Raw genomic sequence first — 12,944 nt, 5'->3', positions numbered from 1 at the left:
GTGGAATGAAGGGCAGCATGGCTGCCCTTTTTCTTGGGCGCCGCATGGATCGCTGACAATCCTTTCATGAGCACCACGCGACAAGAACTCCTGGCCCACTTCGACGGTTTGCTGCAGCCCGAGCGCTTCAAGGACTATGGTCCCAACGGCCTGCAGGTGGAGGGGCGCGGCGAGATCCGTCGCATCGTCAGCGGGGTGACGGCCAGCCGGGCGCTGATCGAGGCGGCCATCGAGGCGCAGGCCGATGCCATCTTCGTGCACCACGGCCTGTTCTGGCGCGGCATGGATGGCCGCATCACGGGCTGGCTCAAGGAGCGTATCCGCCTGCTGCTGGCCCACGACATCAATCTCTTTGCCTACCACCTGCCGCTGGATGCCCATCCGCAATGGGGCAACAACGCGCAGCTGGGTGTGCAGCTGGGGCTTGAGGGCCAGGCAACGTTTGGCGAGCAGAACCTGGGCTGGATGGCCGCGGCGGAGTTTGCCGACGCGGCGGCGCTGGGCAGGCATGTGGAGCAGGCGCTGGGGCGCACTCCTGTCTGCGTGGGGGGAGAGCGCCTGCGCCCCATTCACCCCATTCGCCGCATTGCCTGGTGCACGGGCGGTGCGCAAGGTTTCTTCGAGGCCGCGATTGCCGCTGGGGCCGATGCCTTCATCACGGGCGAGATTTCCGAGCCGCAGGCGCATCTGGCGCGCGAGACGGGCGTGGCCTTTCTGGCGGCAGGCCACCATGCCACGGAGCGCTACGGCGCGCCGGCCCTGGCGGGGCAGGTGGCATTGGAGCTGGGGCTGGAGCACCGTTTCATCGAGATCGACAATCCGGCCTGATGCTGGCCTGTTAGTGGCCCACTATTGGCCCGCCCAGGGGGCGAGGCCTTTTGCTGCAAGCGCGGTGCGAATGACCGGCTTGCCTGATCCGGATACTGAAAATGCCTGATTCCACACAGTCCACGGCCTTGATGGCCATCACCCAGGGCGACTCTGCCGGGGTGGGGCCCGAGACCATCGCCAAGGCGTTCATGGGCGCGCCCGAGCAGATGCGCGGCTGCTTCGTCGTCGGCGAGTTGCAGACGCTGCGCCGGGCAGCCGCCGTGGCGGCGCGTGCGCGCGATGGCGACAACGCCATTCCCATGCCCGTGGCCGTCATCGAGTCGGCTGAGCAACTGTGGCAGGTGCCGCCTCATTGCATCCCTTTGCTGGAGCTGCCCGGGCTGCCCGGTCCTGCGCCCTGGGGCCAGGTGAGTGCCAGCGCCGGTGACGCGGCTGCGCGCTGCGTGGTCTGGGCCGCGCGAGCTGCCTTGCGCGGCGAGATCGCGGCGCTGGTCACGGCGCCCCTGCACAAGGAGGCGCTGCATGCTGCGGGCGTGGACTTTCCTGGTCATACCGAGCTGCTGCAGTTCGAGGCTGCGCAGCATGCGGGTGTGGGCCTGGATCGCATGCCGGTGCGCATGATGCTGGCCAATGATGAGTTGCGGACGGTGTTGGTCAGCATCCATACCTCGTTGCGCATGGCGATAGATGCCGTCACGCCCGGCAATCTGCTGCAGACGCTGCACATCACGCACGAGGCGCTGTCGCGCAGCCTGGGCCGAGCCCCCAGGATCGGCGTGGCGGGCCTCAATCCGCATGCGGGCGAGGGCGGCCTGTTCGGCAGCGAGGAGGTCGAGATCATCGCCCCGGCTATCGCCCAGGCGCGTGTTGAGGGCCTGGACGCCCACGGACCTTTTGCGCCCGATACGGTGTTCATGCGCGCCCGCAATGCGCCCGGCCACCCCGGCGAGTTCGACGTGGTGCTGGCCATGTACCACGACCAGGGACTGATTCCCGTGAAGTACCTGGGCGTGGAAAAGGGCGTGAATGTCACATTGGGGCTGCCGCTGGTGCGCACCAGCCCGGACCACGGCACGGCTTTTGATATTGCAGGGCAGGGTCTTGCAGAGGCGAGCAGTCTGATTGAGTCCGTGCGAATGGCGCGCAAATTGGCGGCTTGAATGGCTAGCCCAAGCATCGGGAATCTGCAGTAATGGAAAACGCCCGTGGCAACCATGCCACGGGCGTTTTGATTTGCGTCAAAACACGGATTTCAGCGCTTGAGGCTGTCGCGAATCTCGCGCAGCAGCACGATGTCTTCAGGTGTGACGGGGGCCGGCGCGGGGGCGGCCGGGGCCTCGCGGCGCAGGCGGTTGATCTGCTTGACCATCATGAAAATGATGAAGGCCAGGATGATGAAATTCACCGCCACCGTGATGAAGTTCCCATAGGCAAATACGGGGACGCCGGCCTTCTTGAGGGCATCGAGCGTCATCGCTGTTCCGGGGGGCACGCTGCCCAGCACGACGAACAGATTGGAGAAGTCCAGCTTGCCGAAAACCAGGCCAACGACCGGCATGATCAGGTCGTTTACCACGGAATCGACGATTTTGCCAAACGCTCCGCCGATGATGACGCCCACGGCGAGATCTACCACGTTTCCCTTAACTGCGAACTCACGAAATTCCTGCATCATGCCCATGGCTGGCTCCATCTGGAAAGAGTTTGAGATAGCGCAGTATTGCGCGGCTTTGGAGCCTGTCAATGTCGGAGTCGGTATGGAATAACCATACTCGCCCCGCTACAATTTATTGTTGACCCCAACTCAAGCGACGTAGTTCGAGGAACCCCATGAGTGACACTCCAATCGACTCCAGCAAGCGGACGTGGATCATCACGTCGGCGTGTGCTGGCGCGGTGGGCGGCGTGGCGACAGCCGTCCCGTTCGTGAGCACCTTCCAGCCATCCGAGAAGGCCAAGGCCGCCGGGGCTGCAGTGGAGGTCGATATCTCCGCACTCAAGGACGGCGAGAAGCTCACGGTCGAGTGGCGCGGCAAGCCAGTCTGGATCATCAAGCGCACGCCGGAACAGATCAAGGAACTGCCCGAGCTGGACAGCCAGCTGGCCGATCCCCAGTCCAAGCGCCACCCTGAAGAGTTCACGCCGCCCTACGCGATGAATGAAGCCCGCTCGATCAAGCCCGAAGTGCTGGTCGTCGTCGGCATCTGCACGCACCTGGGCTGCTCGCCTTCCGACAAGTTCCAGCCCGGCGCGCAGCCTTCGCTGCCAAATGACTGGAAGGGCGGCTTCCTGTGCCCCTGCCATGGCTCGACCTTTGACATGGCTGGCCGTGTCTTCAAGAACAAGCCGGCCCCCGACAACCTGCAGGTGCCACCGCACATGTACCTGTCGGAGACCAAGCTCCTCATCGGTGAAGACAAGGCTTGAGGGAGACAAGAACAATGGCCCACGAATTCAAGGACATCGATCCGAACGCGCCCGCAGGCGCCAAGCTCACGAACTGGTTCGAGAACCGTTTTCCAACGGCTTTCGACGCCTACCGTGTGCACATGTCGGAGTACTACGCTCCGAAGAACTTCAACTTCTGGTACATCTTCGGCTCGCTGGCGCTGCTGGTGCTGGTGATCCAGATCGTCACCGGCATCTTCCTGGTGATGCACTACAAGCCGGACGCCGAGAAGGCGTTCGCCTCGGTCGAGTACATCATGCGCGATGTGCCCTGGGGCTGGCTGATCCGCTACATGCACTCCACGGGCGCGTCCGCCTTCTTCGTCGTCGTCTATCTGCACATGTTCCGCGGCCTTCTGTACGGTTCGTACCGCAAGCCGCGCGAACTGGTCTGGATCTTCGGCTGCGCCATCTTCCTGGTGCTGATGGCCGAGGCCTTCATGGGCTACCTGCTGCCCTGGGGCCAGATGTCGTACTGGGGCGCCCAGGTGATCGTGAACCTGTTCTCGGCGATCCCCTTCATCGGCCCTGACCTGGCGCTGCTGATCCGTGGCGACTACGTGGTGGGCGATGCCACGCTCAACCGCTTCTTCAGCTTCCACGTGATCGCCGTGCCCCTGGTGCTGCTGGGCCTGGTCGTGGCCCACTTGCTGGCGCTGCACGACGTGGGCTCCAACAATCCGGACGGCATCGAGATCAAGGGCCCCAACGCGCCCAAGGACGCCAAGGGCCATCCGCTGGACGGCATCCCCTTCCATCCCTACTACACGGTGCACGACATCTTCGGCGTGACGGTGTTCCTGTTCCTGTTCTCGGCCGTGGTGTTCTTCGCGCCCGAGTTCGGCGGCTACTTCCTGGAGTACAACAACTTCATCCCGGCCGATCCGTTGAAGACGCCTTCGCACATTGCGCCGGTCTGGTACTTCACGCCGTTCTACTCGATGCTGCGTGCCATCACCAGCGAGATGATGTATGTGCTGATCGCCTGCGTGTTGCTGGGTGCGGGCTTTGGCGTGCTCAAGTCGCGCCTGCCGGCAGCCGTCAAGGGCGTGGTCGCCATCGTGGCCCTGGGCGTCATCGCCATGATGCTGTCCATCGACGCCAAGTTCTGGGGCGTGCTGGTGATGGGTGGCGCCGTGATCATCCTGTTCGCGCTGCCCTGGCTCGATTGCAGCCCGGTCAAGTCCATCCGCTACCGTCCGAGCTGGCACAAGTACCTCTACGGCATCTTCGTGATCAACTTCGTGATCCTGGCCTATCTCGGTGTGCAGCCGCCGTCGCCCATCGGCGAGCGCGTGTCCCAGGTCGGAACGCTGTTCTACTTCGGCTTCTTCCTGCTGATGCCCTGGTGGAGCCGCCTGGGCAAGACCAAACCCGTTCCCGATCGTGTGACGTTCAAGCCGCACTGAAGCTGGAGAGAACAACAATGAAGAAACTGATTCTCACGTTGATCGCGGCCCTGGGCATCATGACCGGTGCACAGGCTTCCGAAGGCGGCATCGCCTGGGACAAGGCCCCGGGCAAGACCAATGACACGGTATCGCTGCAAAACGGCGCCAAGCTGTTCGTCAACTACTGCCTGAGCTGCCACTCGGCCGCATTCATGCGCTTCAACCGGCTGCAGGACATCGGGCTGACCGAGCAGGAAATCAAGGACAACCTGCTGTTCACCACCGACAAGGTGGGCGAGACCATGAAGGCGGCCATCAACCCGAAGGAAGCCAAGGAGTGGTTCGGAGCCAATCCGCCGGATCTGACGGTGATCGCGCGCTCGCGCGCAGGCCACAACGGCACGGGTGCCGACTATCTCTACACCTTCCTGCGCACCTTCTACCGCGATGACACCAAGGCCACGGGCTGGAACAACCTGGCCTTCCCCAGCGTGGGCATGCCCCATGCACTGTGGCAACTGCAGGGCGAGCGCCGTGCCGTCTTCGAAGAAGCCGAAGAGCACGGCGTGAAGACCCAGGTTTTCAAGGGGTGGGAGCAGGTCTCTCCCGGCTCCATGAGCCCAGTGCAGTACGATCAGGCAGTTGGCGATCTGGTGAACTACCTGCAATGGATGGGTGAGCCGGCACAGAACAGCCGCATCCGCATTGGCGTGGGCGTGCTGCTTTTCCTGGCGGTCTTCATCTTCATTGCATGGCGCCTCAACGCCGCGTTCTGGAAAGACGTCAAATAAAACCGTGACTGCAGAAGGTCGTGCAAGCGATTGCGCGGCTGAACTGTGTGCAGAGTGGGCGCCGCGAGCGACCCACTCTTTTTGATTTTTAGGAGCCTCCACCATGATGGTGCTTTATTCGGGAACGACCTGCCCCTTTTCACACCGTTGCCGTTTCGTCCTGTTCGAAAAAGGCATGGACTTCGAGATCCGCGATGTGGACCTGTTCAGCAAGCCTGAAGACATCAGCGTGATGAACCCGTACGGCCAGGTGCCCATCCTGGTCGAGCGCGACCTGATCCTGTACGAATCGAACATCATCAACGAGTACATCGACGAGCGCTTCCCGCATCCCCAACTGATGCCCGGCGACCCGGTGGACCGCGCCCGCGTGCGCCTGTTCCTGCTGAACTTCGAAAAGGAACTGTTCGTGCACGTGAGCACGCTCGAGGAGCGCAACGTCAAGGGCAACGAAAAGGCCATCGAAAAGGCGCGCGCCCACATCCGCGACCGCCTGACGCAACTGGCTCCCGTGTTCCTCAAGAACAAGTACATGCTGGGCGAGAACTTCTCCATGCTGGACGTGGCCATTGCCCCGCTGCTGTGGCGCCTGGACTACTACGGCATCGAGGTGTCCAAGAACGCCGCCCCGCTGCTCAAGTACGCCGAGCGCATCTTCTCGCGCCCTGCCTACATCGAAGCGCTGACGCCTTCCGAGAAGGTGATGCGCAAATAATTCGCATCGGTTGACGACTGATTGCGCGGGCAGGGAAGGCGGTCAACCGGTCGCCATCCTGCCCGTTTTCGTATTACGACCACTCTTTTCCTGGGATCGTCATGACTGCCCCCGAAGCAACTTCCACCCGCCCCTACCTGATCCGGGCCCTGTACGAGTGGTGCACCGACAACGGCTTCACACCCCACATCGCAGTGCGCGTGGACCGCAACGTGCAGGTGCCGCGCGAGTTCGTGCGCGACGGCGAGATCGTGCTCAACGTCAGCTACGACGCCACCAGTGGCCTGCAGATGGGCAATGACTTCATCAGCTTCACGGCCCGCTTTGGCGGCAAGCCACGCGAAATCATGGTGCCTGTCGAGCAGGTGATGGCCATCTACGCACGGGAGACCGGGCAAGGCATGGCTTTCCCGGCGCCGGAGTCGGATGCCGACGCCGACAACGAAGTTTCGGTCGAGCAGGAATCCGATGAGCCTGTGTCGCAGGACGCAGTTGCTGAAGTGCCGGCCGAGCCAGCTGCCGACGAACGCGTGGTGCAGCTGGTGAGTATCCAGAACGAGGGTGATGATGAAGAGCCCCCGCGCACGCCGCCGCCCTCGGGCACGCGGCCCTCGCTGAAGCTGGTGAAGTAGGTTTTTCGTATCCCGGGCCTGCGATCACGCGCGCAAGCGTGTTCGCAGACGCCGGGAACGGCTGAAGCAGTCTTTTTCTGCGCTAGAATTCGTGCTTCGCCGGTTTAGCTCAGTTGGTAGAGCACCCGCCTTGTAAGCGGTAGGTCGTCAGTTCGAATCCGACAACCGGCACCAAAAGGTCTCCTTCGGAGGCCTTTTTTCATTGCTTTCTTCATTTCCGGCCGCGTTTGTTTCAGCGGCCGATCAGGCCTGCACTTTGAGCCGGATCTCGGTCACATCCCATCCCTTGGTGCGCAGGTGGGCTGCCATGGCGGGCAGCAACTGGCGGATCTTGGCGGCTGCCGCATTGTTTCGCACCAGCAGGCACCAGGTGCTGCCCTCGATGGGGCCTGCCTGCAGGCTGGCGCGCAGCAGCGGCGGCACCAGGGGTAGGATGGCCGTCAGGCGATTGCTGGAGTCCCGGGTGAGCTGTGCGAGCCGCGCCAGCGTGGGCGAGTTCTCGACGGCGTGCAGGGCGGTGACGGCGTGGTGGCGGCGTGTGAAGGTCATGGGCTTGAAGGGCTGGACTGGCAGCGTTGGCATGCGCCGGCCCGGAGGGTCGTTATAGCAGCATCTGCGGGGTGGCGCGGGTCCGGGGATTCGGGTTCGGGGCTGTGCGGCTGCATGCGTCGGCCTGCCTGAGAGAGGGTTGGACGGAGGCAGTTAGAATCAATTGTTCGGTTCTCGCTTCGGCCCGGCCGCATGTGTTCTTCAGAAGAGCACTTGCAGGCAGGTGGAGCGGCCCCATCTGAAATCCAACAATCTAGGGATTCCAGGCACACCGCAGTCCGCTTCAGCGGGCGGCGGTGTGTCTTTTTCGCATGGCCACCAACTTCCTCACCAAACTATTCGGCAGCCGAAACGATCGGCTTCTCAAGCAATACCGCAAGACGGTTGTTCGCATCAATGCGATGGAGCCCGACTACGAGAAGCTCAGCGACGAGGCTCTGCGTGCAAAGACGCAGGAGTTCAAGGAACGTGTGGCCAAGGGCGAGTCGCTGGACGACCTGCTGCCCGAAGCCTTCGCCGTGGTGCGCGAGGGCTCCAAGCGCGTCATGAAGATGCGCCACTTCGACGTTCAGCTGCTGGGTGGCATGGCGCTGCACTACGGCAAGATCGCCGAAATGCGCACCGGCGAAGGCAAGACGCTGACCGCCACGCTGCCGGTCTACCTGAACGCACTGTCGGGCAATGGCGTGCACGTGGTGACCGTGAACGACTATCTGGCCAATCGCGATGCGACCTGGATGGCCAAACTGTACAACTTCCTCGGACTGTCGGTGGGCATCAACCTGCCCAACATGCCGCGCGAGGAAAAGCAGGCCGCCTACAACAGCGACATCACCTACGGCACGAACAACGAATACGGCTTCGACTACCTGCGCGACAACATGGTCTACGAGTCGGGCGACCGCGTTCAGCGCGTGCTCAACTACGCCATCGTCGACGAGGTGGACTCCATCCTGATCGATGAGGCCCGCACGCCGCTGATCATCAGCGGCCAGGCCGAAGACCACACGGCCATGTACGTGGCCATGAACAAGATCGTTCCCAACCTGGTGCGCCAGGAAGGCGAGGCCGACCCGCGCACCGGCGAAGGCGTGACCAAGCCCGGCGACTTCACCGTGGACGAGAAGAGCCACCAGGTGTTCCTGACCGACCAGGGCTACGAGGCTGCAGAGCGCCTGCTGGGCCACGCCGGCATGATTGCCGAGGGCGCCTCGCTGTACGACCCGGCCAACATCACCCTGGTCCACCATCTCTACGCGGCGCTGCGTGCCAATAACCTCTACCACCGTGACCAGCACTATGTGGTGCAGAACGGCGAGATCGTCATCGTTGACGAGTTCACGGGCCGCCTGATGGCAGGCCGGCGCTGGAGCGACGGCCTGCACCAGGCGGTCGAGGCCAAGGAAGGCGTGACCATCCAGGCCGAGAACCAGACCATGGCCTCGATCACCTTCCAGAACTACTTCCGTCTCTACGGCAAGCTGGCTGGCATGACGGGCACGGCCGATACCGAGGCCTACGAATTCCAGGAAATCTATGGTCTCGAGACCATGGTGATTCCGCCCAACCGTCCCAGCAAGCGCGACGACCAGCTCGACCGTGTCTACAAGACCACGCGCGAGAAGTACGAGGCGGCGATCCGCGATATCCGTGAATGCTATGAGCGCGGCCAGCCCGTGCTGGTGGGCACGACTTCGATTGAGAACTCCGAAATCATCGACGAGCTGCTCAACAAGGAAAACCTTCCCCACCAGGTGCTCAACGCCAAGCAGCACGAGCGCGAGGCCGACATCGTGGCCCAGGCCGGCCGTCCCGGCATGATCACCATCGCCACCAACATGGCCGGCCGCGGCACCGACATCGTGCTGGGTGGCAACATCGAAAAGCAGGTGGCTGCTGTCGAGGCCGATGAATCCCTGTCCGAAGCCGAACGCCAGCAGCGCATCGAACAAATGCGCGCCGACTGGAAGATCGAGCACGACAAGGTCTCGGCCCTGGGTGGCCTGCGCATCATCGCCACCGAGCGCCATGAATCGCGCCGTATCGACAACCAGCTGCGTGGCCGTTCGGGCCGCCAGGGCGATCCCGGCTCCTCGCGCTTTTACCTGAGCCTGGACGATGCGCTGATGCGCATCTTCGCGGGCGACCGTGTGCGCGCCATCATGGACCGCCTGAAGATGCCCGATGGCGAAGCCATCGAAGCCGGCATCGTGACCCGCTCCATCGAAGGCGCTCAGCGCAAGGTCGAGGCCCGCAACTTCGACATCCGCAAGCAGCTGCTCGAATACGACGACGTGTCCAACGACCAGCGCAAGGTGATCTACCAGCAGCGCAACGAGATCCTCGACGCCTCGGACCTGTACGAGATGATCACGGTGATGCGCGACGACGTGGTGTCCGATCTGGTGCGCCAGTACGTTCCTGCCGAGTCCATGGAAGAGCAGTGGGACCTGGCCGGTCTGGAAAAGGCGCTGGAAAGCGAATGGCGCATCCAGCTGCCGCTGCAGTCGCAGGTGCAGTCCGCGCACGCCATCACCGACGAGGAAATCCTCGAAAAGGTGCTGCAGGCCGCCCGCGAAGTGTTCGATGCCAAGGTCGAGCTGATCGGCCGCGAGAACTTCACGCAATTCCAGCGCGCCGTCCTGCTGCAAAGCTTCGACACCAACTGGCGTGACCACCTGTCTGCACTCGACTATCTGCGCCAGGGCATCCACCTGCGCGGCTATGCGCAAAAGCAGCCCAAGCAGGAATACAAGCGCGAGGCCTTCGAGCTGTTCCGCCAGCTCATCGACCAGGTCAAGACCGAAGTCACGCGCGTGCTGATGACCGTGCAGGTGCAGTCGCGCGAACAGGTGGAGCAGGCCACCGAGGCCCTGGAGCAGCGCAGCGCCCACAGCCTGGAGCACATGACCTATGGCGCTCCGTCGGATGGCGACATCGGTGGCTCCGTTGAAGACGAGCCGCTGGAGCTGCCCGAAGGCGCTCGCGTGGGCCGCAATGATCCCTGCCCCTGCGGCAGCGGCAAGAAGTACAAGCAGTGCCACGGCAAGCTGTCGTGATGCGGCGGGCGTCGTAAGACACCGCAAGACACGGAAACGGCACGGATGCACTCCGTGCCGTTTTCTTTTTTAAGGTCGATGAAATACGTGCCGCTCCGGTTTGTTCCGATAATGGAGCGCGTTTTTCTTTCACTGTAGGAAGCCCCTCAATGCCTGTGAATCTCTCCGCTCCCGTGCACGCCGACCTGTTGGCGATCGACGGCGTTCGCATCGGCGTCACCGAAGCCGGTGTGCGCAAGGCCAACCGCAAGGACCTGTCCGTGTTCCTGCTCGACGAGGGCGCTTCGGTGGCTGGCGTGTTCACACAGAACCGTTTCTGCGCAGCGCCTGTGCAGGTCAGCCGCGAGCATCTGGTTCAGACAGCGGGCGCCATCCGTGCCATGGTCATCAACACAGGCAATGCCAATGCAGGCACTGGCGCCGACGGCCTGGCACGTGCGCGCCGTACCTGCGCAGATCTGGCAGCGCTGCTGCAGCTCAAGCCCGAGCAGATCCTGCCGTTCTCCACTGGCGTGATCATGGAAGAGCTGCCTGTGGACCGCATTGCAGCCGGCCTGCCGGCCGCCATTGCCGCAGCCAAGGCCGACAACTGGGGCACGGCTGCCGAGGGCATCATGACCACCGACACGCTGCCCAAGGCCTTCAGCCGGGCCGTGGACATTGGCGGCAAGCGTGTGAGCATCACCGGCATCAGCAAGGGCGCGGGCATGATCCGCCCCAACATGGCGACCATGCTGGGCTTTCTGGCCACCGATGCGGCCATCGCTCCCGAGCTGCTGCAGCCCCTGGTCAAGGAGTTGGCCGACGGCTCGTTCAACCGCGTGACCATCGACGGCGACACATCGACCAACGATTCCTTTGTGCTGGTGGCCACGCACAAGGCCGGCAATGCGCAGATCACTTCGCTGACCAGCGCCGAAGGCCAGGCCCTGAAGGCTGCATTGCTGGATGTGTCGCGTTTGCTGGCTCAGGCCATCGTGCGCGATGGCGAAGGTGCCACCAAGTTCATCACCATCAAGGTGGAGGGTGGCAAGACCGAGGCCGAGTGCCGCCTGGTGGCATATTCCATCGCGCATTCGCCCCTGGTCAAGACGGCGTTCTTTGCCAGCGACCCGAATCTGGGCCGCATCCTCGCGGCGGTTGGCTATGCTAGCATCGACGATCTGGACCAGACCAAGATCGACCTGTACCTGAACGATGTGCATGTCGCAGTCAATGGCGGCCGCAACCCTGCCTATCAGGAGGAAGACGGCCAGCGCGTGATGAAGCAGCAGGAGATCATCGTGCGCGTGCTACTGGGCCGAGGGGAGGCCGAGCAGACCGTGTGGACCTGCGATCTGAGCCACGACTACGTGAGCATCAACGCCGACTACCGCTCCTGACTCTCCACCCACCGTGCCGCCGGCAGCCGCAGGCCTTGTGCCTGGCTGCTGCCAGCTTTCAATGGCGGCCGGCGCGCAAAAGCTCTGGCGTTGGCATGAGATCCATCTCGATTCCCGGGCATATCCAGCGTCGGTGGCCGTGAGATCCGTATTCGAGAGACATCCATGACATTGCCCACAGAAGCCGTCGCCGCCCCCTTGCTGCAACTCGTGCAGCGCGCCGAGCAGCTGATGCAGCGCATCGAGGCCATCCTGCCCCAGCCGCTGCAATCCCCCGCAGACTGGAATACCGCGATCGCCTGGCGCTATCGCAAGCGCGCCAACGGCTGCGGCCTGCTGGAGCCCGTGCGCCACGTCGGCGCCATGCAACTGTCCGACCTGCAGAACATCGATGTGCAAAAGGACAAGATCGCGCGCAATACCGAGCAGTTCGTGACCGGCCGCACGGCCAACAACGTGCTGCTCACCGGCGCGCGCGGCACGGGCAAATCCTCGCTGATCCGTGCCTGCCTGCATGCCTTTGCGTCGCAGGGCCTGCGCCTGATCGAAGTGGACAAGGCCGATCTGACGGACCTGCCCGACATCGTCGATGTGGTGGCCGGCCGGCCCGAGAAGTTCATCATCTATTGCGACGACCTGAGCTTTGAGGAAGGCGAGCCTGGCTACAAGGCCCTGAAGTCCATTCTGGATGGATCAGTCAGCGCCGCCAGCCCGAACGTGCTGGTCTATGCGACCAGCAATCGCCGCCATCTGCTGCCGGAGTACCAGTCCGAGAATCTGACCTACCAGCGCGGCGAGGATGGCGAGCTGCATCCCGGCGAGGTGATTGAGGAAAAGATCTCGCTGTCCGAGCGCTTCGGCCTGTGGGTGAGCTTCTATCCCTTCAGCCAGGACGAGTACCTGCGCGTGGTGGCTCAATGGCTGGAGGCCCTGGGACTGGGCCAGGCCACGATCGAGGCCGCGCGTCCTGAGGCCCTGGTTTGGGCGCTGGAACGAGGCTCGCGCAGCGGCCGCGTGGCCCATCAGTTCGCCCGTGACTATGCGGGCCGCGCCGAGCGCCCGAACCAGCGCCAGACCGGCATCGCCGATGTCCAAGGGCTGGCCGAAGAGGCCGAACTCTGACAAGCCTGCTGCCCGGCCTTGGGG

Annotated in this window: 12 protein-coding genes and 1 tRNA gene; 11 read left to right on the top strand and 2 right to left on the bottom strand. The window is 63.3% G+C overall.

The genetic code is table 11. The annotated features are described in order from the left end of the window. Positions 1-66 precede the first annotated feature (66 nt). Positions 67-828: a Nif3-like dinuclear metal center hexameric protein gene (locus IAE24_RS20260; protein WP_199961565.1), complete on the top strand. Its 762-nt coding sequence runs from the start codon at positions 67-69 to the stop codon at positions 826-828. Positions 829-929: 101 nt separating this feature from the next. Then, positions 930-1,991: a 4-hydroxythreonine-4-phosphate dehydrogenase PdxA gene (pdxA, locus tag IAE24_RS20255; RefSeq protein WP_199961564.1), complete on the top strand. Its 1,062-nt coding sequence runs from the start codon at positions 930-932 to the stop codon at positions 1,989-1,991. Positions 1,992-2,083: 92 nt separating this feature from the next. Here the strand turns inward: pdxA and mscL are convergent, their stop codons facing one another. Further along, positions 2,084-2,512, bottom strand: coding sequence for a large conductance mechanosensitive channel protein MscL (gene mscL / locus IAE24_RS20250; protein WP_012207302.1), 429 nt, complete (start codon positions 2,510-2,512; stop codon positions 2,084-2,086). A 149-nt stretch (positions 2,513-2,661) separates the two neighbouring features. On the opposite strand from mscL, the gene petA reads away from it, so the two are divergent. The 6 genes from petA (at position 2,662) to IAE24_RS20220 (ending at position 6,982) form a co-directional block, all read left to right on the top strand. After that, the gene (petA, locus tag IAE24_RS20245) at positions 2,662-3,258 is read left to right on the top strand and encodes a ubiquinol-cytochrome c reductase iron-sulfur subunit (RefSeq protein ID WP_012207301.1); all 597 of its coding nucleotides are present in this window, start codon (positions 2,662-2,664) and stop codon (positions 3,256-3,258) included. A gap of 14 nt (positions 3,259-3,272) precedes the next feature. Continuing rightward, complete coding sequence (locus IAE24_RS20240) at positions 3,273-4,688, top strand: cytochrome b (RefSeq protein WP_013800811.1); 1,416 nt, start codon at positions 3,273-3,275, stop codon at positions 4,686-4,688. A 17-nt stretch (positions 4,689-4,705) separates the two neighbouring features. Beyond that, positions 4,706-5,461, top strand: a complete 756-nt coding sequence (locus IAE24_RS20235) for a cytochrome c1 (RefSeq protein WP_199961563.1) — start codon at positions 4,706-4,708, stop codon at positions 5,459-5,461. A 103-nt stretch (positions 5,462-5,564) separates the two neighbouring features. Next, positions 5,565-6,176 (top strand): glutathione S-transferase N-terminal domain-containing protein, encoded by a 612-nt coding sequence (locus IAE24_RS20230; RefSeq protein ID WP_012207298.1) that lies wholly within the window; start codon positions 5,565-5,567, stop codon positions 6,174-6,176. 101 nt (positions 6,177-6,277) lie between these two features. Beyond that, positions 6,278-6,808 (top strand): ClpXP protease specificity-enhancing factor, encoded by a 531-nt coding sequence (locus IAE24_RS20225; protein WP_043822309.1) that lies wholly within the window; start codon positions 6,278-6,280, stop codon positions 6,806-6,808. Between the two features lie 98 nt (positions 6,809-6,906). Beyond that, positions 6,907-6,982 (top strand) — tRNA-Thr (locus IAE24_RS20220). A gap of 69 nt (positions 6,983-7,051) precedes the next feature. Here IAE24_RS20220 and IAE24_RS20215 read toward each other — a convergent pair. Further along, the gene (locus IAE24_RS20215; protein ID WP_034396930.1) at positions 7,052-7,357 is read right to left on the bottom strand and encodes a hypothetical protein; all 306 of its coding nucleotides are present in this window, start codon (positions 7,355-7,357) and stop codon (positions 7,052-7,054) included. 311 nt (positions 7,358-7,668) lie between these two features. On the opposite strand from IAE24_RS20215, the gene secA reads away from it, so the two are divergent. The 3 genes from secA to IAE24_RS20200 all read left to right on the top strand — a co-directional run bounded on the left by secA (position 7,669) and on the right by IAE24_RS20200 (position 12,920). Continuing rightward, positions 7,669-10,416, top strand: coding sequence for a preprotein translocase subunit SecA (gene secA, locus IAE24_RS20210; protein ID WP_012207295.1), 2,748 nt, complete (start codon positions 7,669-7,671; stop codon positions 10,414-10,416). Positions 10,417-10,565: 149 nt separating this feature from the next. Next, entirely contained in the window at positions 10,566-11,798 is a 1,233-nt protein-coding gene (gene argJ, locus IAE24_RS20205; RefSeq protein WP_013800814.1) for a bifunctional glutamate N-acetyltransferase/amino-acid acetyltransferase ArgJ, read from the top strand. A 165-nt stretch (positions 11,799-11,963) separates the two neighbouring features. Further along, positions 11,964-12,920 (top strand): ATP-binding protein, encoded by a 957-nt coding sequence (locus tag IAE24_RS20200; RefSeq protein WP_199961562.1) that lies wholly within the window; start codon positions 11,964-11,966, stop codon positions 12,918-12,920. Positions 12,921-12,944: the final 24 nt, after the last annotated feature.

This window comes from Delftia sp. S65 (assembly GCF_016516495.1).
GTDB classification, from domain to species: Bacteria; Pseudomonadota; Gammaproteobacteria; order Burkholderiales; family Burkholderiaceae_C; genus Comamonas; species Comamonas acidovorans.
This window is presented reverse-complemented; position numbering and strand designations above follow the sequence as displayed.